This is a genomic window from Streptomyces sp. NBRC 110028 (assembly GCF_001417735.1).
GTDB lineage: Bacteria > Actinomycetota > Actinomycetes > Streptomycetales > Streptomycetaceae > Streptomyces.
The window spans coordinates 1-19,410 of the sequence record NZ_BBUZ01000038.1 but is presented as its reverse complement, the minus strand read 5'-3'; the positions used below and the strand labels follow the sequence as shown (position 1 = coordinate 19,410).

Annotated in this window: 16 protein-coding genes; 10 read left to right on the top strand and 6 right to left on the bottom strand. The window is 72.6% G+C overall.

Features of this window, described 5'->3' with window-relative positions:
* The first annotated feature begins 263 nt into the window (after positions 1-263).
* The 4 genes from ASC60_RS30060 to ASC60_RS30045 are packed head-to-tail and all read left to right on the top strand — an operon-like array spanning position 264 to position 4,211.
* On the top strand, positions 264-2,801 hold the full coding sequence (locus ASC60_RS30060) for a nitrate- and nitrite sensing domain-containing protein (RefSeq protein ID WP_055556456.1): 2,538 nt from the start codon (positions 264-266) through the stop codon (positions 2,799-2,801).
* Entirely contained in the window at positions 2,798-3,223 is a 426-nt protein-coding gene (locus tag ASC60_RS30055) for a roadblock/LC7 domain-containing protein (RefSeq protein ID WP_055556454.1), read from the top strand. The genes ASC60_RS30060 and ASC60_RS30055 overlap by 4 nt, the downstream gene beginning before the upstream one ends.
* 15 nt (positions 3,224-3,238) lie before the next feature.
* Complete coding sequence (locus ASC60_RS30050; RefSeq protein ID WP_055556453.1) at positions 3,239-3,637, top strand: DUF742 domain-containing protein; 399 nt, start codon at positions 3,239-3,241, stop codon at positions 3,635-3,637.
* Entirely contained in the window at positions 3,618-4,211 is a 594-nt protein-coding gene (locus ASC60_RS30045; RefSeq protein ID WP_055556451.1) for an ATP/GTP-binding protein, read from the top strand. The genes ASC60_RS30050 and ASC60_RS30045 overlap by 20 nt, the downstream gene beginning before the upstream one ends.
* A 94-nt stretch (positions 4,212-4,305) precedes the next feature.
* Here ASC60_RS30045 and ASC60_RS30040 read toward each other — a convergent pair whose 3' ends face one another.
* Positions 4,306-5,496, bottom strand: a complete 1,191-nt coding sequence (locus ASC60_RS30040; RefSeq protein ID WP_055556449.1) for a lipid-transfer protein — start codon at positions 5,494-5,496, stop codon at positions 4,306-4,308.
* Positions 5,493-5,945, bottom strand: a complete 453-nt coding sequence (locus ASC60_RS30035) for a Zn-ribbon domain-containing OB-fold protein (protein WP_079038714.1) — start codon at positions 5,943-5,945, stop codon at positions 5,493-5,495. Before ASC60_RS30035 ends, ASC60_RS30040 begins: the two co-directional genes overlap by 4 nt.
* Positions 5,946-6,086: 141 nt before the next feature.
* Here ASC60_RS30035 and ASC60_RS30030 point away from each other — a divergent pair, with 141 nt between their 5' ends.
* The 4 genes from ASC60_RS30030 to ASC60_RS30015 all read left to right on the top strand — a co-directional run bounded on the left by ASC60_RS30030 (position 6,087) and on the right by ASC60_RS30015 (position 10,072).
* Positions 6,087-7,124: an ABC transporter ATP-binding protein gene (locus ASC60_RS30030; protein WP_079038713.1), complete on the top strand. Its 1,038-nt coding sequence runs from the start codon at positions 6,087-6,089 to the stop codon at positions 7,122-7,124.
* 92 nt (positions 7,125-7,216) lie between these two features.
* Positions 7,217-8,398 (top strand): ABC transporter substrate-binding protein, encoded by a 1,182-nt coding sequence (locus tag ASC60_RS30025; protein ID WP_055556443.1) that lies wholly within the window; start codon positions 7,217-7,219, stop codon positions 8,396-8,398.
* Position 8,399: 1 nt separating this feature from the next.
* A complete protein-coding gene (locus ASC60_RS30020; protein WP_055556441.1) occupies positions 8,400-9,248 on the top strand; it encodes an ABC transporter permease in 849 nt (282 codons plus the stop codon).
* Positions 9,249-9,259: 11 nt separating this feature from the next.
* Positions 9,260-10,072: an ABC transporter permease gene (locus ASC60_RS30015; protein ID WP_055556439.1), complete on the top strand. Its 813-nt coding sequence runs from the start codon at positions 9,260-9,262 to the stop codon at positions 10,070-10,072.
* A gap of 3 nt (positions 10,073-10,075) precedes the next feature.
* Here ASC60_RS30015 and ASC60_RS30010 read toward each other — a convergent pair whose 3' ends face one another.
* Positions 10,076-10,879, bottom strand: coding sequence for a M15 family metallopeptidase (locus ASC60_RS30010; protein WP_055556438.1), 804 nt, complete (start codon positions 10,877-10,879; stop codon positions 10,076-10,078).
* A gap of 10 nt (positions 10,880-10,889) precedes the next feature.
* Positions 10,890-13,289 carry a glycoside hydrolase family 31 protein gene (locus ASC60_RS30005; protein ID WP_055556437.1) on the bottom strand — a complete coding sequence of 800 codons (2,400 nt, stop codon included), beginning with the start codon at positions 13,287-13,289 and terminating at the stop codon, positions 10,890-10,892.
* 433 nt (positions 13,290-13,722) lie between these two features.
* On the opposite strand from ASC60_RS30005, the gene ASC60_RS30000 reads away from it, so the two are divergent.
* A complete protein-coding gene (locus ASC60_RS30000; protein ID WP_055556435.1) occupies positions 13,723-15,741 on the top strand; it encodes an acetoacetate--CoA ligase in 2,019 nt (672 codons plus the stop codon).
* Positions 15,742-15,806: 65 nt separating this feature from the next.
* Positions 15,807-16,745: a hypothetical protein gene (locus ASC60_RS29995; RefSeq protein WP_055556434.1), complete on the top strand. Its 939-nt coding sequence runs from the start codon at positions 15,807-15,809 to the stop codon at positions 16,743-16,745.
* Positions 16,746-16,818: 73 nt separating this feature from the next.
* Here the strand turns inward: ASC60_RS29995 and ptsP are convergent, their stop codons facing one another.
* Positions 16,819-18,489 carry a phosphoenolpyruvate--protein phosphotransferase gene (gene ptsP, locus ASC60_RS29990; RefSeq protein ID WP_055556432.1) on the bottom strand — a complete coding sequence of 557 codons (1,671 nt, stop codon included), beginning with the start codon at positions 18,487-18,489 and terminating at the stop codon, positions 16,819-16,821.
* A gap of 95 nt (positions 18,490-18,584) precedes the next feature.
* Complete coding sequence (locus ASC60_RS29985; RefSeq protein WP_055556431.1) at positions 18,585-19,034, bottom strand: PTS glucose transporter subunit IIA; 450 nt, start codon at positions 19,032-19,034, stop codon at positions 18,585-18,587.
* Positions 19,035-19,410 lie beyond the last annotated feature (376 nt).

The following is a 19,410-nucleotide window of genomic DNA, read 5'->3' as shown; positions in this document are numbered from 1 at the left end:
GCGATCGGCGGTTCCCGTGGGGAGAGCAAAACCGGCCAACGGTGTTCGGCCCTGCGCAGACCGCGACGGGTCGTTGGTGTGCGCCGCCACGGGGTTTAAGTCCGATAATCACCCGAAAATCGATGATCATCGAATGTGGAGAGTGACCGGAAGCCGTAGGACACGCCTTCGGAATGACTATCCCTCAGTAGTAGGCTCGCGCCGCTCGTTGTCCGAGAACATCAGTCACCGCCCCGGCCCTCGGGGACGACGTTGGGGAGGCCATGCGCTTTCGCGGGAAGTCCATCCGCAGGAAGATCGTGGCGCTGTTGCTGGTGCCGCTTGTCTCGCTGACGGCGATCTGGGCCTTCGCGGCAGTGATCACCGGCCGGGAGGCGCTGCAACTGCTCGACGCCTCCGCCATCATCGACAAGGCGGGCCAGCCCGCCGAGGACGCCGTGCACGCCGTCCAGCAGGAGCGCCGGCAGACCCTGATCCTCCTCGCGGACCCACGCCAGTCCGACGCGCTGCCCCTGCTCCACACCCGGCAGCGCGCCACCGACGAGGCCATCGGACGGCTCCGCGACGCCGAGTCCGACAGCGCCCTGCACGACCGGATGAACAGCGAGTCCGAGGATCTGCTCGACGACGTCATCAAGGCGTCCGAAGGCCTCGACAGTCTGCGCCGAAAAGTCGAGGACAACGGCACCTCGCGGACCGCAGCCTATGAGTATTACAACAAACTCGTCGAGCTGTGTTACGCGTTCCGCAGTTCGCTGCACGCCGTGCCCGACACCGACCTGGACAAACAGGGCCGCGCGCTGGTCGCCATGATCCGTGCCCGGGAGGCCCTGTCCCGGGAGGACGCGCTGTTCGTCTCCGCGCTGACGGCACGGAAGCTGACGCTGAACGACCTCAAGTCGATGTCCGACCTCATCGCCGAGCGCACCCTGCTCTACAACACCAACCTGCCGATCCTGCCCGCCTCGGAACAGAAAGTCTTCGCCGACTACCGGCGCACCAACGCCGCCCCCGCGGCGCTGCGCATCGCCGAGGGCAAGATCCTGGCCACCATGGAGCCGAGGCAGGCCATCGGCGCCATGGACCGGGAGCACTGGGAGAACGCGGCCGGGCCTGTCCTCAACGACTACGACCGGCTGGGCGACGAGGCCACCGACCGCCTCCAGAAGCGCATCGACCCGGTGGCGGGCAGCGTCCTGCTCAAGGCGGGCGCCGCCGCCGTCCTCGGCCTCCTCGCGCTCGTCGTCTCGGTCGTCGTCTCCGTCCGGATCGGCCGCGGCCTGGTCCGCGACCTGTCCCGGCTGCGCAACGACGCCCAGGAGGCGTCCAGCGTCCGGCTGCCGAGCGTGATGCGCCGCCTCGGCGCGGGCGAGCCGGTCGACGTCGAACGGGAGGTGCCCCGCCTGCGGCACGGCCCCGACGAGATGGGGCAGGTGGCCCAGGCCCTCAACACCCTCCAGCGGGCCGCCGTCGAGGCCGCCGTCAAACAGGCCGAACTGCGCCAGGGCGTCTCCGAGGTCTTCGTCAACCTCGCCCGCCGCAGCCAGGTACTGCTGCACCGCCAGCTGACCCTGCTGGACGCGATGGAGCGGCGCACCGAGGACACCGACGAACTCGCCGACCTGTTCCGGCTGGACCACATGACCACCCGTATGCGGCGGCACGCCGAGGGCCTGGTCATCCTCTCCGGCGCGGCCCCCGCCCGGCAGTGGCGCAAGCCCATCCAGCTGATGGACGTCGTGCGCGCCGCCGTCGCCGAGGTCGAGGACTACGAGCGGATCGAGATCCGCAGGCTGCCCCGGGTGGCGGTGAACGGCCCCGCCGTCGGCGACCTTACCCACCTCATCGCCGAACTCCTGGAGAACGCCACCATCTTCTCCCCGCCGCACACCGCCGTCCAGGTGCACGGGGAGCGGGTCGCCAAGGGCTTCACCCTGGAGATCCACGACCGGGGCCTCGGCATGACGCCCGACATCCTGACCGAGGTCAACCTCCGGCTCGCGGAGACCCCCGAGTTCGAGCTGTCCGACACCGACCGGCTCGGCCTGTTCGTGGTCAGCCGGCTCGCCCAGCGGCAGGGCGTACGGGTCTCGCTCCAGTCCTCCGCGTACGGCGGTATCACCGCCGTCGTGCTGATCCCGTCCGCCCTGCTCACCGAAGCCGGCTCCGACGGGGACGGCGCGGACGCCGACACCGGCCGCCACGAGCGGCGGAAGCGGGACGCCGCCCTGCCGAAGCAGCGCAGGCCCCGCGGCCCGTCCCCGTCCGTGGTGAGCGCGCCCTCCGCCGAACAGCACCAGCAGGCGTCCGACAGCCGCACCGGCGCCCGCGACGGCGGCCCCGCGCCACTGCCCCGCCGCGTGCCGCCGGTGCTGGTCTCCGACCACGGCCACCCGGTCGACGGCGGCGGCAGCGGCGGCGGACGGCACACCCGGCCCTCCTGGGCCGACCGGACACGGCATCCGGAACCGGACCCGGAGGCCGGGAACGACGGCGAGGACCGGCGCCAGGACCAGGCGCCGGCCCCGGAGCGTCCGGCGCCGGAGCGCCGGTCCGCCTCCGGGCTCCCCAAGCGGGTACGGCAGGCGAGCCTCGCCCCGCAGTTGAAGGACGACCCCGAACCACCGGCCCGGAACGGCCGATACGCTGCCGACACCGATCCCGAACGCGACGCCGAACAGGCGAGGGCCACCATGGCCTCGCTGCAACGGGGATGGCAGCGCGGTCGGCGGCAGACGGCCACCGGTCCCGGCGGTTCGGACACGGCACCAGGAACGAGAGATGAGGGGGACGGGCGATGACCGCATCGAACGCCGCAGCACGCAACGGATCGGCACCGTCGGGCGAATTGAACTGGCTGCTCGACGAACTCGTGGGCCGCGTCGGCAGCATCCGCAAGGCGCTGGTGCTCTCCGGCGACGGACTGCCCACCGGCGGTTCACGCGATCTGTCCCGGGAGGACGGCGAGCACCTGGCCGCCGTGGCCTCGGGATTCCACAGCCTCGCCAAGGGGGTCGGCCGCCACTTCGACGTCGGCCGGGTCCGGCAGACCGTCGTCGAACTCGACGACGCCTTCCTGTTCGTCACCTCCGCCGGTGACGGCAGTTGCCTCGCGGTGCTCGCCGATGCGGACTCCGATGTCGGACAGGTAGCCTATGAGATGACGCTGCTGGTCAAGCGGGTGGGAGCGCATTTGGGCTCCGCCGCGCGATCCGGTGGGTGACGGAGGCGGGGGGAGATGACCGGAGACGGTGCGACCGACGACCGCTGGTTCGACGACGCGGCCGGACCGGTGGTCCGGCCCTACGCGATGACGCGGGGCCGCACCCGCAGCGCCGCGGAGGACAAGCTCGACCTGATCGCCGTCGTCGTCGCCGACCGGGTGGGCCCCGGGGGGAGCGTCGCCGACCAGACGTTGTCACCGGAGCACATCGACATCGTCGAACTCAGCCGTGACACCCCACAGTCCGTCGCCGAGCTGGCGGCCGAGCTCGACCTTCCGGTCGGCGTGGTCCGCGTACTCATCGGTGACCTGCTTCACGCGGCACTCGTCCGAGTGTCCCGGCCCGTACCTCCGGCGGAACTGCCGGACGAGAGGATTCTGCGCGAGGTGATCAATGGTCTACGGGCACTCTGACCCGGGCCGCCCCCACATCATCGAACCCGTGACGCTCAAGATTCTGGTGGCGGGCGGATTCGGTGCCGGAAAGACCACTTTGGTGGGCGCGGTCAGCGAGATCAAACCGCTGCGCACCGAGGAGTTGCTCACCGAGGCGGGCAGGCCGGTCGACAACATCGCGGGAGTGGAGGGCAAGAAGACCACCACCGTGGCGATGGACTTCGGGCGCATCACGCTCCGCGAGGACCTGGTGCTGTACCTCTTCGGTACTCCGGGGCAGGACCGCTTCTGGTTCCTGTGGGACGAGCTGGCGACCGGCGCGCTGGGCGCGGTGGTGCTGGCCGACACCCGCCGGCTGGAGGACTGCTTCGCCGCCGTCGACTACTTCGAGCGGCGCGGCATCTCCTTCACGGTGGCCGTCAACTGCTTCGAGGGCGCCGACAGCTACCCGGAGGACTCGGTGCGCGAGGCGCTGGACCTCGACCCGGGCACCCCGGTGGTGATGTGCGACGCGCGCGAGCGCGAGTCCGTCAAGCATGTGCTGATATCGGTGGTGGAACACGCCTTGCTCGCCACCGCGGCCACCCACTGACCGCCCCGCTCCGCCGCCCGGATCCGGTACGCCGGATCCCCGCGGCGGAGCCCGTCAGCCGCACCGCGCGCACCTCAAGCGCACCGGGCGCACCTCAGCGCACCGCGATCACCGACGAGCCATGGCCGAACAGGCCCTGGTTCGCGGTGATGCCCACCCGCGCCCCCGCCACCTGGCGGTCGCCCGCCCGCCCCCGCAACTGCTGGGTCAGCTCGTACACCTGGGCGATGGCCTGCGCCGGGACCGCCTCCCCGAAGGAGGCGAGCCCACCGCTCGGATTGACCGGGATCCGGCCGCCGAGCGCCGTCGCGCCCTCCCGGAGCAGCCCCGCGCCCTCCCCGGCGCCGCACAGCCCCAGGTCCTCGTACCACTCCAGCTCCAGCGCGGTGGACAGGTCGTACACCTCGGCGAGCGACAGGTCCTCCGGGCCGATCCCCGCCTCCTCGTACGCCGCCCGCGCGATCGACGGACGGAACGCGTCCGCTGCGGAACCGAACCCGGCGGCGGAGTCGGTGGCGATGTCCGGCAGGTCGAGCGCGGTCCGCGGATGGCGGGGCGATACGGAGGAGACGGCCCGGATCCGCACCGGGTCCGCCACCCCGTGCCGCCGGGCGAAGTCCACGCTGCTCAGCACGAGCGCCGCGGCCCCGTCCGAGGTCGCGCAGATGTCCAGCAGCCGCAGCGGATCGGCCACCACCGGCGACGCGGCCACCTCCTCGGCGGTCACGGGGGAGCGGTAGCGGGCATGAGGATTGGCGGCACCCGCGGCCGCGTTCTTCACCTTCACCGCCGCGAAGTCCTCGGGCGTGTCCCCGTACACCGCCATCCGGCGGCGCGCCCACAGCGCGAAGTACGCCGGGTTGGTCGCGCCCAGCACCCGGAAGCGCAGCCAGTCCGGGTCATCGGGCCGGTCGCCGCCGGACGGTGCGAAGAACCCCTTGGGCGCCGCGTCCGCGCCCACCACCAGCACGGTGTCCGCCATTCCGGACAGGATCTGGGCGCGGGCGGTGTCGATGGCCCGCGCGCCGGACGCGCAAGCGGCGTACACGCTGGTGACGCGCGCCCCCTGCCAGCCCAGCGCCCCGGCGAAGGTCGCCCCCGCCACCTGGCCGGGATAGCCGCAGCGCACGGTGTTCGCGCCGACCACCGACGCGATGTCCGGCCAGTCGAGCCCGGCGTCCGCGAGCGCCGCCCGCGCCGCCTTCGTCCCGTACTCCACGAAACTCCGGCCCCATTTGCCCCACGGGTGCATCCCGGCGCCGAGCACGGCCACCTCGCCGGTCATGACCGTCCCTCCGCGGCGACCGGCCGCCAGTGCCAGGTCGACCAGCTCCGCCCGCCCTCCCCGGCCAGCACCCCCGGCGCCACCTCGACCTCCATGCCGACCGCCAGATCCGCCACCGTCACCCCGGGCGCGCCCTGCCCGAGCACCACCATCCGCTCGGCGGCCAGCTCCACGGCGATCAGCGTGTACGGCTCCCAGTCGCGCGCGGGATCGGACGGGTACGGCGCGGGTGGGCGATAGCGGCCGTCGGTGTACGACCACACCCGGCCGCGCCGCGACAGCGGCACCTCCTCCAGCTCCTCACCGGCGCAACCAGGCGCCCGGCAGAAGGTGTCCTCGCGCGGGAAGTACACCGCGCCGCAGGCCCGGCAGCGGGTGCCCAGCAGCCGGAAGTCCCCGTCGCCGGAGGTGAACCACCCGGCGACCACGGGCGTACGCGCAGATGCCACGGTCTCTCCCCGACGGATGAGCGAGCCGATAACTGACGGTACGTCAGAAGTGTTGCACAGGGACCGCACGGCGGGTAACCCCGGTAAGGTGACCGGCGCGATCACGACCCTGATCAGCCGGTGCGGCGAGGGGAGCCAAGCGTGGCGGAGACGGAAGAGGCGGTCCGCTGCACCGCCGTCACCAAGGAGTTCGGCACCGCCGGTACGGTCCGGGCGCTGGACGCCGTCGATCTCACCCTCCGCCCGGGCGAGTTCTTCTCGCTCCTCGGCCCCTCCGGCTCGGGCAAGACCACCCTGCTGCGCCTGATCGCCGGGTTCGAGCGGCCCACCAGCGGCCGCGTCGCACTCGCCGGGCGGGACGTCACCGCGCTGCCCCCGCACCGCCGTGATGTGCACACCGTCTTCCAGGACTACGCGCTCTTCCCGCACATGACCGTCGAGCAGAACGTGGCGTACGCGCTCACCGTACGAGGCGTCCGCAAGCCGGAGCGCACCGCGCGCGCCCGCGAGGCCCTCGCCACCGTCCGCCTCGACGGCTTCGCGTCCCGCCGCCCCGACGCGCTCTCCGGCGGCCAGCGTCAGCGCGTCGCCCTCGCCCGGGCCCTCGTCGACCGGCCCGCCGTCCTGCTCCTCGACGAACCGCTCGGCGCCCTCGACCTCCGGCTCCGTCAGGAGATGCAGACCGAGCTGAAGGAACTCCAGCGCACCACCGGCATCACCTTCCTCCTGGTCACCCACGACCAGGAGGAGGCGCTGACCATGAGCGACCGCGTCGCCGTCGTCGCGGGCGGCCGGATCGAGCAGACCGGCCCGCCCGTGGAGGTGTACGAACGCCCCGCCACCGCCTTCGTCGCGGGCTTCGTCGGCACCACCAACCTGCTGCGCGGCGAGGCCGCCGTCCGGGTGATCGGCCGCCCCGGCGCGTACAGCATCCGCCCCGAGCGCATCCGGCTCGCCGACCCCGCCGACACGCCCCTCGACGGCGAGCGCACGGTCACGGGGCGCATCGCCGACATCGTGCACGCCGGGGCGCACACCCGTTTCACCGTCGTGCTTCCACACGGCGACCGGCTCACCGCGCACCGGCAGAACCTCTCCGAACTCCCGCCCACCGCCCGCCCGCGGGCCGAGATCAGGCTGGTCTGGGACGAGAAGGACGCCTTCCCGGTGCCCAGTTGACCTTCTCATTGCCGAAGGCACCCTGGTGTCGGCATAAGGGACGCGCGGATACTGACGGGGCCTCGAGCACCACGTGGGACGAGGAGGACCGGATGCGGAAACGGACGACATCCGCGTGGAGGTCCGCGGCGGCCGTGTGCGCGCTGCTGCTGACCGCCGCTGGCTGCGGATCCGACGACGACGGCGGCAAGGCCGCACACGCCCCCGACAAGCTCGGCAAGGGCGAGGGCAAGGTCAACATCATCGCCTGGGCGGGCTACGCCGAGGACGGCTCCAACGACCCGAAGGCCGACTGGGTACACCCCTTCGAGAAGAAGACCGGCTGCCAGGTCAACACCAAGACCGCGGGCACCTCCGACGAGATGGTCTCCCTCATGAAGACCGGCCAGTACGACACGGTCTCCGCCTCCGGCGACGCCACTCTGCGCCTCATCGCCTCCGGCGACGCCGCCCCCGTCAACACCAAGTTGGTGCCCAACTACAAGGACATCTTCCCGGCCCTCAAACAGCAGCCGTTCAACTCCAGGGACGGCCGCATGTACGGCATCCCGCACGGCCGCGGCGCCAACCTCCTCATGTACCGCACCGACAAGGTCAAGCCCGCGCCCGACTCCTGGCGCGCCGTCTTCGACGACGCCGCCGCGCACAACGGCCATGTCACCGCGTACGACTCGCCCATCTACATCGCCGACGCCGCCCTCTACCTGATGCGCGCCAAACCGTCGCTCGGCATCAAGAACCCGTATGCGCTCGACTCCAGGCAGCTCGACGCCGCCGTCACCCTGCTCAAGAAGCAGCACCGGGCGGTCGGCGAGTACTGGAGCGACTACCAGAAGGAAATCACCGCCTTCAAGGGCGGCGACAGCGTCATCGGCACCACCTGGCAGGTCATCGCGAACCTCACCCGGGCCGAGAAGGCGCCCGTCAAGGCCGTGCTCCCCAAGGAGGGCGCCACCGGCTGGTCCGACACCTGGATGGTCTCCGCGAAGGCCGAACACCCCAACTGCGCCTACAAGTGGCTCGACTGGATCGTCTCCCCGAAGGTCAACGCCCAGGTCGCCGAGTACTTCGGCGAGGCCCCCGCCAACCGCAAGGCGTGCGCCGAGACCGCCGACCCGAACCACTGCGCCGTCTTCCACGCCGACGACGAGAAGTACTTCCAGCGCGTCCACTTCTGGACCACGCCCATCAAGCAGTGCCTCGACGGCCGCAAGAACACCACCTGCACCGACTACGCCCAGTGGACCCGCGCCTGGACCGAGGTCAAGGGCTGAGATGCCCCGCCGCGCCGGGACCGGGGGAGCGCGGCTGCGCCTGGCCGCGCTCCTCGGGCCGCCCCTGCTGTGGCTGACCCTCGCCTATCTCGGCTCGCTCGCCGTCCTCCTCCTCTCCGCCTTCTGGACCACCGACCCCTTCACCTCCGACGTCGTCCGCACCTGGAACCCCGACAACGTCCGCGACCTGCTGACCACCCCCGTCTACCGCACCATCGCGCTGCGCACCCTCACCATCGCCGCCGCCGTCACCGTCCTGGACGCGCTGCTCGCCCTGCCCATGGCGTTCTGCATGGCGCGCGTCGCGGGCCCGCGGTGGCGCCGGCCGCTGCTGGTGGCCGTGCTCACCCCGCTGTGGGCCAGCTATCTGGTCAAGGCGTACGCCTGGCGGGTGATGCTCGGCGAGGACGGCGTGGTCGACTCCGTGCTCTCCCCGCTCGGACTGCACGGGCCGGGCTACGGCACCACGGCCGTCGTCCTGGTGCTCGCCTACCTGTGGCTGCCGTACATGATCCTCCCGGTGTACGCGGCCCTGGAACGGCTCCCCGAACGCACCCTGGAAGCCTCCGCCGACCTCGGCGCGGGCACCTGGCGCACCCTGCGCTCGGTCGTCCTGCCCGCCGTACGCCCCGCCCTGCTCGCCGGGTCCGTCTTCACCTTCTCGCTCAGCCTCGGCGACTACATCGCCGTGCAGATCGTCGGCGGCAAGACCCAGCTCCTCGGCAACGCCATCGCCTCCCAGGTCACCCTCGACCTGCCGATGGCCGCCGCGCTCTCCGCCGTGCCCGTCGTCCTCATCGTCTGCTACCTGGCCGCCGTACGCCGCGCCGGCGCCCTCGACTCGCTCTAGGAGAACGCCGGATGAGGCTGTCGCGCACCGCCCGGATCGTCCTCGGCTGCGTCACCGCCGCCGGACTCGCCGTCGTCTACGCGCCCCTGCTGCTCGTCCTGCTCAACTCTTTCAACGCCGACCGCTCCTTCGGCTGGCCGCCCAGCGGCCTCACCGGCCAGTGGTGGCGCGCCGCCCTCCACAACCAGGGCGCCCGCGACGCCCTGCTCACCTCGCTCAAGGCCGGGCTCGCCGCCACCGGGATCGCCCTGGGCTTGGGCACCATGGCCGCGTACGCCGTCCACCGGCACCGCTTCTTCGGCCGCCGGACCGTGTCCTTCCTGCTGGTGCTGCCGATCGCGCTGCCCGGCATCGTCAGCGGCATCGCCCTCAACGCCGCCTTCCGCACCGTCCTGGGCCCGCTCGGCATCGGCTTCGGCCTGTTCACGGTGGTCGTCGGGCACGCCACCTTCTGCGTCGTGGTCGTCTTCAACAACGTGGCGGCCCGGCTGCGCCGCATCGCCCCCTCGATGGCCGAGGCGTCCGCGGACCTCGGGGCGCGCCCCTGGCAGACCTTCCGCCACGTCACCTTCCCGGCCATGCGCTCGGCGCTCTTCGCAGGCGCGCTGCTCGCCTTCGCGCTCTCCTTCGACGAGATCGTGGTGACGACCTTCACCGCCGGCCCCGGCACCCGCACCCTGCCCATCTGGATCTACGAGAACCTGGCCCGGCCCCACCAGGCCCCCGTCGTCAACGTCGTCGCCGCGACGCTCATCGCCCTGTCCGTGGTGCCCGTGGCCATCGCGCAGCGGCTGTCCTCGGACACCGCGGGCGGGCGGCTGTGAGTCTCAGTGCCTCGTCAGCGACCGGCGCGAGACGGGGAAGTCGAAGCAGGTGTCCGGGAACGGCTCCGGCTGGTACGTGTAGTGCCACCACTCCTCGGCCAGATTGACGAAGTCCTGGGCCTCCATCGCGCCCTTGAGCAGCAGCCGGTTGGCCCGCTGCGTGCCCTTGATCCGCGAATCGAGGGTGTGCGAAAGGGTGTCGAAGCAGTCGTAACCGGTCCCCATGTCGACCGAGTTGTCGGGGAAGCGGTCCTTCTTCGGCGCGTAGCAGGGCACCAGCTTCTCGCCCGGCACATACGGGCGGGTCGGCAGCGCGGGCAGCTTCGCGATCGTCAGGTCCATGGTGCTGCCCCGGCTGTGCCCCGACTTCTCCGCGATGTAACCGTCCTCGAACAGCCGGGCCTTGTCGACGTCCGGATAGAACTCGCGCTTCATCCGCTGGTCGTCGAGGTCCTTCGCCCAGTCGACGAAGGTGTCCACCGCGCGCTGCGGCCGGTAGCAGTCGTACACCTTCAGGGTGTAACCCCGGCGCAGCAGCTGACGCTGCGCCCGGTGCAGCGCCCTGGCCGCCGGGCGGGTCAGCAGGCACAGCGGCTCGCGATAGCCGTCCACGGGGCGGCCGGTGAAGTTGTGCGGCGTGAAGTACCGGATCTCCTGGCGGATCGTCGGATCCACATCGCTCAGCGCCACGAACTCCTTCGGCGCCTCGGACCCGGCCTTCGCCTGCGCCGGGGCGGGCGAGGCGAGGGCCATGAGAGCGGCGACGGGCAGGGCGAGCGCGCGCAGCGCGGTGGTGAGTCTTGGCATGCACACCCAACTACCCCGTGCCACCGGGCCGCGAACCACCCCGGACCCGCACCGGATACCCCGCCTCGACGCCGCCCTCCCGCTCGACCCGCACCTCGTCCCCGCGCAGCCGGGAGACGAACCGCACCAGCTCCGCCGCGTCCCAGCCGTCGCCCGCGTCCACCGCCATCACCCCGCCGCCCTTGCGCCCCTGACACGGCGCCCACACCTCCAGCTCCACGCCACCCTCCGGCGCAGCGACGGGTATCACCGCGCCCGCCCGGGCCAGCACCGGGATCCGGGACAGCGGGGCGTCCACCACCACCTGCCCGGGGCCCTCGTAGGCGCGGCCGGTCGCCGTGTCGTACCAGCGGCCGCGTGGCAGCCGCACCGCCCGCCGCACCGCGCCCTCCTCCAGCACCGGCGCCACCAGCAGCGCGTCGCCCAGCAGGAAGGCGTCCTCGCAGTCGCGCAGGCCGCGGTCCTTCGGCTGCCGCCACCACACGGGCCGCACATAGGGCGCGCCGGTACGCTCCGCCAGCCGCGCCAGCGTCATGAAGTACGGCAGCAGCCGCTGCCGCTCGCGCAGCGCCTCCGCCGCGTGCTCCAGCACCGTGGCCCCGAACTCCCACGGCTCCCGCCGCCCGGCCGTGACCGCCGAACGCGTACGGAACAGCGGCAGATACGCGCCCAGCTGGAACCAGCGCAGATACAGCTCCGGCGACGGGGAGCCGGTGAAGCCGCCGATGTCCGGGCCGGAGTACGGAACCCCCGACAGACCGAGCCCGATCACCAGCGCCAGCGAGGCCCGCAGCCCCGGCCAGCCCGTCGTCACATCACCGGACCAGCTGCCCCCGTACCGCTGGAGCCCCGCCCAGCCGGAGCGGGAGAACAGGAACGGCCGCTCGCCGGGGCGCAGTTCGCCCAGCCCCTCGTACCCGGCCCGGGCCATGGCCAGCCCGTACACGTTGTGCGCCTCCCGGTGGTCCCCGCCCCGGCCCTCCAGGGCGTGCCGGGCCGAGCGCGGCAGGGTGGGCTCGCCGAAGGCGGCGAACGACACCGGCTCGCATCCGTCGTGCCACACCCCGGAGAAACCCTGCTCCAGCCGCTCCGCGTACAGCCCGCCCCACCACTTGCGCACCCGCGGATCGGTGAAGTCCGGGAAGACCGACTCGCCCGCCCACACCATCCCGCGCACCTCCCGGCCGCGGGCGTCGGTCACGAACCCCTCCGCCGCCGACCCGCTGTCGTACACCGCGTTGCCCGGCTCCGCCTTCACCGCCGGGTCCACGATCGACACCAGCCGCACCCCGTCCCCGCGCAGCTCCGCGGCGAGCCCCGGCAGATCGGGGAAGCGCGCCGCGTCCACCGTGAAGACCCGGTGCCCGGACAGATGGTCGATGTCCAGGTGCAGCGCCGACAGCGGCAGGCCCCGCTCCCGGTAGCCCGCCACCACCCGCCGCACCTCCCGCGCGTCACCGAACCCCCGGCGCGCGTGGTGATGGCCCAGCGCCCAGCCCGGCGGCACCGCGGGGGAACCGGTCAGCGCCGCCCAGCCGTGCAGCACCCGGGCCGGGGTGCCCACGAACACCCAGTAGCGCAGCGGCCCGCCCTCCATGCGCATCCGCACACCACCCGGCCGGTCGTGCCCCGAACCCGCGCCCTCCTCGCCCTCCCGCAGGCCGACCGTGCCGTCCCACGAGTTGTCGTGGAACACCAGATGGGTGCCCGCGTCGGCCACCACCAGCTGCACCGGCATCGTCAGATACAGCGGATCGTCGCCCGGCCCGAAGCCGCCGCCGGGATCGGTGTTCCACAGCCGGTACGAGCCGTCCCGCAGCCGCGGCCCGCCCGCCCGTCCGCCGAGCCCGAAGAACCGCGCGTCCGCCGCCACCTCCGACCGCTGGTGCCAGCGCGAGCCCGGCACCCCCGCCGCCCCGCCCTCGCAGCCCCGGTCGATCACCGCCTCGGCCGGCTCCCACCAGCGCGGCGGCAGATCCCGCCGCAGCACCACCCCGCCCGGAGTGCGCACCTCCACCGCGCCCATCCGCGACACCGCGACCGTCACCCGCTCCGACACCACCCGCCAGCCGCCGTCCGTGTCCGGCTCCAGCTGGGCCCGCTCGTCCGCCTCCGGACAGGCCCCGTCCAGCGCGTACGACGGCTCCGGCTCGGCCCCGTCCCAGCCGCAGAACACCGCCCCGCCCGCCGCCACCCGCACCCGCAGCGAGGACCGTGCGAACCGCACCACGCCACCGCCCGGCTGCGGATCCGCGCCCTCCACCACACCCGGCACCCGGGCCAGCTCCGCGCCCCGCCGCGGCAGTCCGGTCGCGTCCGTGCGGCGGCGCCGCCACGCCCAGCGCAGGGAGCGCAGCCCCCGCGCCGTACCGACCCATTTCACCGACCGCACCAGGTCACGCGCATTCATACTGATCACTGTGCCATTGACGAGGCAGGACGCGACCACAGTTCAACTGCCGTTCACCCGTGGTCGTCCCACATGCCACCCACCGCGGATGTGGAGTGGCGCACCTGGTGCACAAGTCGATCACATGGCATCGTCCTGCTCGGACGCCGAAGCAGCCGACGACGCGGACCAACCGGACTTAAGGGGGTGTCTTGTGGATCGTGCCGGGCTCCCGGCGCCCGCTGTGACATCAGCCGCTGCCGCGGCGGGTGGCACCTCGCGGCCCCGCGCTCGTCGCACGCGGCGCCGCCGCGCCCTCCTCACGCGGGTTGCGAGCTTCCCCCGGCTACCGCTGGGAGGTGCCCCCCCCGCACCAGACGCCGCTCGCTGATCCGGACTGATCCACAAGACACCCCCAGCGCACCGAAACGGACCTCCCGGGAGCCGAACACAGATGAACACCGCAGCGCACCCCGACCACCTGCCCGGCCCCCTGTGGCAGCCCGGCGCGGACCGGATCGCCCGCGCCCGGCTGACCCGCTTCCACGCCTGGGCGGCCGAGCGGCACGGCGCGCCCGCCGCCCTCCCCGGCGACCCGGCCGCGAGCTACGCCGCGCTGCACCGCTGGTCGGTGGAGGAGCTGGAGACCTTCTGGCGGTCGGTCGCCGACTGGTTCGAGGTACGCTTCGGCACCCCGTACGACACCGTGCTCGCCGACCCCGCCATGCCCGGCGCCCGCTGGTTCCCCGGCGCCACCCTCAACTACGCCGAGCACGCCCTGCGCGCGGGCGAGGACCCCGCCCGCGCCGACGACCCCGCGCTGCTGCACGTCGACGAGACCCACGAGCCCCGCCCCGTCACCTGGGCCGAGCTGCGCGCCCGGGTCGGCGCGGCCGCCGCCGCGCTGCGCCGCCTCGGTGTCCGCCCCGGCGACCGGGTCAGCGGCTACCTGCCCAACATTCCGCAGGCCGCCATCGCCTTCCTCGCCACCGCCGCCGTCGGCGGGGTGTGGACCTCCTGCGCCCCCGACTTCGGCGCGCGCAGCGTCCTGGACCGCTTCCAGCAGGTCGAGCCCGTCGTCCTGTTCACCGTCGACGGCTACGTCTACGGGGGCAAGACCCACGACCGCACCGAGACCGTCGCCGAGCTGCGCCGCGAACTGCCCACCGTGCGCGCCGTCGTCCACATCCCGCTGCTGGGCACCCCCGCCCCCGAGGGCGCGCTCGACTGGGACGACCTCGTCGGCGAGGAGACCGCCCCGGTCTTCGAGCAGGTGCCCTTCGACCACCCGCTGTGGGTGCTCTACTCCTCCGGCACCACCGGGCTGCCCAAGGCGATCGTGCAGTCCCAGGGCGGCATCCTGCTGGAACACCTCAAGCAACTGGGCCTGCACAGCGACCTCGGCCCCGAGGACCGCTTCTTCTGGTACACCTCCACCGGCTGGATGATGTGGAACTTCCTGGTGTCCGGGCTGCTCGTCGGCGCCACCGTGGTGCTGTACGACGGCAGCCCCGGCCACCCGGACACCGCCGCCCAGTGGCGCATCGCCGAGCGCACCGGCACCACCCTGTACGGCACCTCCGCCGCGTACGTCATGGCCTGCCGCAAGGCCGGGGTGCACCCGGGGCGCGACTTCGACCTGTCCCGGGTGAAGTGCGTCGCCACCACCGGCTCGCCGCTGCCACCGGATGGTTTCCGCTGGATCCACGACGAGGTGGCCGAGGACATGTGGATCGCCTCCGTCAGCGGCGGCACCGATGTGTGCAGCTGCTTCGCGGGCGCCGTGCCCACCCTCCCCGTCCACATCGGCGAACTGCAGGCGCCCGGCCTCGGCACCGACCTGCAGGCGTGGGACCCGCAGGGCAGGCCGGTGACCGACGAGGTCGGCGAGCTGGTCGTCACCCGCCCCATGCCGTCCATGCCGGTCCGCTTCTGGAACGACCCGGACGGCAGCCGCTACCGCGACAGCTACTTCGAGATGTTCCCCGGCGTCTGGCGTCACGGCGACTGGATCACCCTCACCTCGCGCGGCACCGTCGTCATCCACGGCCGCTCCGACTCCACTCTCAACCGGCAGGGCGTGCGGATGGGGTCCGCCGACATCTACGAGGCGGTCGAACGCCTCCCCGAGATCCGCGAATCCCTCGTCATCGGCGTCGAACAGCCCGACGGCGGCTACTGGATGCCGCTGTTCGTCCACCTCGCCCCGGGCGCCACGCTGGACGAGGAGCTGCTGGCCCGCATCAAGAGCACCATCCGCGCCGAGCTGTCCCCGCGCCACGTCCCCGACGAGGTCATCGAGGTCCCGGGCGTCCCCCACACCCTCACCGGCAAGCGCATCGAGGTCCCGGTCAAGCGGCTCCTGCAGGGCACGGCCCTGGACAAGGCGGTCAACCCGGGGTCCGTGGACGACGTGGAGCTGCTGCGGTACTACGAGCGGCTGGCCCGGACGAAGGGCGTCGCGGCCGACTGAGGGAGCGTTGTCGGTGCCCCCGGTTACGGTGAGTGAGTACTGAACGTCTGCGCTGAGGGGGAGTCATGGCGCACACCGACACCGGAACCGGCGGCCCCGGCCGCACCCACGACCACGGCGACGACCGCGGGACGCCCACCGCGATCCGGGCCTTACGCAGGGAAGTGCCCAGCGTGGTGGCGCTGTTGGCGGCCGAGGAGGACTTCGCCGCGATGCGGCGTTACGCGTCGTTCGGCTTCGACGACCACGCCCGGTACCTGCGGCGGATGGAGGGGCTGCTGCGGGCGCTCTCGTCACAGGGTGTGCACACCACCGTCGCCCTCTTCGACCCGGTCGCCTACCAGGAGTACTGCGCGCACACCCGGCTCGATCCGGACACCCCCGCAAGCCGCAGCCGCTTCACGGCGGAGGTGGCGTCCACGGGTGCCACCGTCGTCTACGACGGCCAGTCCATCGACCAGCTGCTGCCACGCCTGATCACCGCGGCCGAGGAGCGCGCCACCTGGGAGTACGCGTCGGCCGTGCTCGCCCGCGCGGGCGGCTGCGGCGGCCGTGACGGCTGTGGCGACGGCACCGGGGGCGCGGCGTTCGACCGCGCCACGGCCGCGCTGTACGCGGTGCTCGACGCGGCGGGCAAGGGCCTGCACCACCTGGTGTGCAGCGTCCCGGTGGACGACACCCCGCTGGCCGCCGTGGTGCACGCCACCGTGCGCGAAGGCCGGCCCCCGAGGCTCGCCGAGCCCGGCGCCCTCGTCTTCCGCACCGTGCTGGCCTGCGGCATCGCCACCAAAAGCCCCGGCGGCATCGTCCTGCGGACGAGCCTGCCCGGAGCCCCGGACACGGTCCGCGGCTGGGCGCTGCGCGACGGCTGGCCCCGCCCGCTGAGTGAGGCCGAGGTCTTCACCGCGTACTGCACCGACGCCCGGACCGGTGAGCCGATCCCGCCGGAGCACGGCGTCGAGTACCGGGCGGGCCTCCCCCTGCCCCGGCCCGAGGAGGAGTGACACGGCGAAGGGCCCGCCCCACCGCGGTCACCGCGACGGGACGGGCCCTTCCGCCCTGCTTCAGTTCATCGGCTCACTCGCCGGACAGCACCGCCTGCGCGGCCCGGCGGGCATCCTCGGCGGTGTCCGCCGCGCGCGCCGCCGAAGCGGCCCGCTCGCACTGGGCGAGCGTGTGCTTGGCCAGCGTGGCGCGGACATACGGAATCGACGCGGCACCCATGGAGAGGCTGGTGACGCCCAGACCGGTCAGCACACACGCCAGCAGCGGGTCCGACGCGGCCTCACCGCACACCCCGCAGCTCTTGCCCTCGGCCTGCGCGGCCTCGGCCGACGCCGCGACCAGGTCGAGCAGCGCGGGCTGCCACGGGTCCTGCAGCCGCGACACCGCCCCCACCTGGCGGTCCGCGGCAAAGGTGTACTGGGCCAGGTCATTGGTGCCCAGCGACAGGAACTCGACCTCCTGGAGGATCGAGCGGGCCCGCAGCGCGGCCGACGGAATCTCCACCATCGCGCCGAACTTGGCCTGCAGCCCGACCTCACGGCATGCGTCCGCGAACGCCTTGGCGTCCAGCCGGTCCGCCACCATCGGTGCCATGACCTCGAGATAGACCGGCAGCCCCTCGGCCGCCTTGGCCAGCGCCGTCAATTGCGTCCGCAGTACCTCGGGGTGGTCCAGCAGCGTGCGCAGCCCGCGTACGCCCAGCGCCGGGTTGGGCTCATCGGACGGGGTGAGGAAGTCCAGCGGCTTGTCCGCGCCCGCGTCCAGGACCCGGACCACCACCCGGCCCTCGGGAAAGGCCTCCAGCACCTGCCGGTAGGCCTCGGTCTGCTTCTCCTCCGACGGCGCCTTCGCGCTGTCGTCCAGGAAGAGGAACTCGGTCCGGAACAGCCCCACGCCCTCGGCGCCCGCCTCGACCGCCGCCGGTACGTCCGCCGGACCGCCGACGTTCGCCAGCAGCGGCACCTTGTGCCCGTCGGAGGTCGCCCCCGGACCGGACGAGGCGGCCAGCGCCGCCCGCCGCTCCTCGGCGACCCGGGTCAACTCCGCCCGCTTCTCCTCGCCGGGTGACACGAAGATCTCGCCCGTGCTGCCGTCCACGGCGATCATGGTGCCCTCGACCAGTTCCCCGGCGCCGGGCAGCGCCACCACGGCCGGGACCCCGAGGGCGCGCGCCAGAATCGCGCTGTGACTCGTCGGCCCGCCCTCCTCGGTCACGAAGCCGAGCACCAGGGTCGGGTCGAGGAGCGCCGTGTCGGCCGGGGCCAGATCGCGGGCGATCAGTACGTACGGCTCGTCGCTGTCGGGCACGCCCGGCATCGGCACGCCCAGCAGCCGTGCCACGATCCGGTTCCGCACGTCATCGAGGTCGGCCACCCGGCCCGCCAGGTACTCCCCGGCCCCGGCCAGCAGCGCCCGGTACGCGGCGAAGGCGTCGTACACCGCGCGCTCGGCGGTGCTGCCCACCGCGATCCGCCGCTCGACGTCGGCGATCAGCTCCGGGTCCTGCGCCATCATGGCCTGCGCCTCGAGCACGGCCTGGGCCTCACCGCCCGCGAGGTTGCCACGCGCGATCAGATCCGCCGATACGGCCTCCACCGCCTGGCGCGCCCGACCCTGCTCACGCGGCGCCTCGTCGGCCGGAATCTGCTTCGCGGGCGGCTCCAGTACCGCCGTGCCCATGTGGCGCACCTCGCCGATGGCCACCCCGTGGCTCACGCCGACGCCTCGCAGCGTTGTCTCCATGTCACCTGTCCCCGGTTGATACGGCGGAACCCCGCCGTGGTGGATGTCGTACTAGCCGTCGACGCCGCCCGGACCGGTTCCGGACGGCGTCGGGGTCACGTCCAGCTGAAGAGCGCGTCGCCCGGCCTCACGTCGCCGTCCTCCCGTACCGCGGCAAGGGAATCGGCCGTGGCCTCCAGGGCCACGACCGGACAGATCGGCGACTTACCGGCGGCCACGGCCACCGCGGGGTCCCAGCGCACGATCGCGTCACCGCGCTTCACGGTGTCCCCCTTGTTGATGAGGACATCGAAGCCGTCACCGTTGAGCTGCACGGTGTCGATACCGAGGTGGGTGAGGACCCCGTGCCCGTCCTCGTCCACGACCACGAACGCGTGCGGGTGCAGCGAGACGACGATGCCGTCGACCGGAGCCACGGCCACACAGGTCTCGAGCACCGGGTCGATCGCCGTACCCGGACCGACCATGGCGCCCGAGAACACGGGATCGGGAACCGCTGTCAGTCCGATCGCGCGCCCGGCGAGCGGAGACGTCACGGTGGTCATGGGAGGCCTCCCGGGGTGAAGATCCATCTCGCGCTGTCACCGTCTGTCCCGGACAGCGCACTGCCCAGAAGCGTAAGTCATAGGAACTTGGGATTCCGCACAAGCGCCGCAGGCCGGAGACCCCCAGAGGACCCCGAATCGATTTGCCACGGCCGCGTGAGGCGCTGTACTGTCGTACCCCTGCCCATCCGGATGAAGCATCGCAGTCAGCTGCGGGTTCGTCCAGGTGAGGGCGGCACCTACAGTCACTTGATCCAAATCTCGGATCTGCTTTCGCATGCCATGTGAAAGACGCGGATTCGGAAAGCGGAAAAGGGTCTGATAGTGTGTGAGACACGAAAGGCCGGAAAGCCGAAAGGCTGAAAGGCTGAAAGGT

What these genes read in the sequence shown, in the direction of transcription:
- ASC60_RS29995 (WP_055556434.1), top strand. Translation starts at nt 15,807, where the DNA reads ATGGCGCACACCGACACCGGAACCGGCGGCCCCGGCCGCACCCACGAC.
- ASC60_RS30050 (WP_055556453.1), top strand. Translation starts at nt 3,239, where the DNA reads ATGACCGGAGACGGTGCGACCGACGACCGCTGGTTCGACGACGCGGCC.
- ASC60_RS30015 (WP_055556439.1), top strand. Translation starts at nt 9,260, where the DNA reads ATGAGGCTGTCGCGCACCGCCCGGATCGTCCTCGGCTGCGTCACCGCC.
- ASC60_RS30040 (WP_055556449.1), bottom strand. Translation starts at nt 5,496, where the DNA reads ATGACCGGCGAGGTGGCCGTGCTCGGCGCCGGGATGCACCCGTGGGGC.
- ASC60_RS30055 (WP_055556454.1), top strand. Translation starts at nt 2,798, where the DNA reads ATGACCGCATCGAACGCCGCAGCACGCAACGGATCGGCACCGTCGGGC.
- ASC60_RS30060 (WP_055556456.1), top strand. Translation starts at nt 264, where the DNA reads ATGCGCTTTCGCGGGAAGTCCATCCGCAGGAAGATCGTGGCGCTGTTG.
- ASC60_RS30005 (WP_055556437.1), bottom strand. Translation starts at nt 13,289, where the DNA reads ATGAATGCGCGTGACCTGGTGCGGTCGGTGAAATGGGTCGGTACGGCG.
- ASC60_RS29985 (WP_055556431.1), bottom strand. Translation starts at nt 19,034, where the DNA reads ATGACCACCGTGACGTCTCCGCTCGCCGGGCGCGCGATCGGACTGACA.
- ASC60_RS30045 (WP_055556451.1), top strand. Translation starts at nt 3,618, where the DNA reads ATGGTCTACGGGCACTCTGACCCGGGCCGCCCCCACATCATCGAACCC.
- ASC60_RS30025 (WP_055556443.1), top strand. Translation starts at nt 7,217, where the DNA reads ATGCGGAAACGGACGACATCCGCGTGGAGGTCCGCGGCGGCCGTGTGC.
- ASC60_RS30010 (WP_055556438.1), bottom strand. Translation starts at nt 10,879, where the DNA reads ATGCCAAGACTCACCACCGCGCTGCGCGCGCTCGCCCTGCCCGTCGCC.
- ASC60_RS30000 (WP_055556435.1), top strand. Translation starts at nt 13,723, where the DNA reads ATGAACACCGCAGCGCACCCCGACCACCTGCCCGGCCCCCTGTGGCAG.
- ptsP (WP_055556432.1), bottom strand. Translation starts at nt 18,489, where the DNA reads ATGGAGACAACGCTGCGAGGCGTCGGCGTGAGCCACGGGGTGGCCATC.
- ASC60_RS30020 (WP_055556441.1), top strand. Translation starts at nt 8,400, where the DNA reads ATGCCCCGCCGCGCCGGGACCGGGGGAGCGCGGCTGCGCCTGGCCGCG.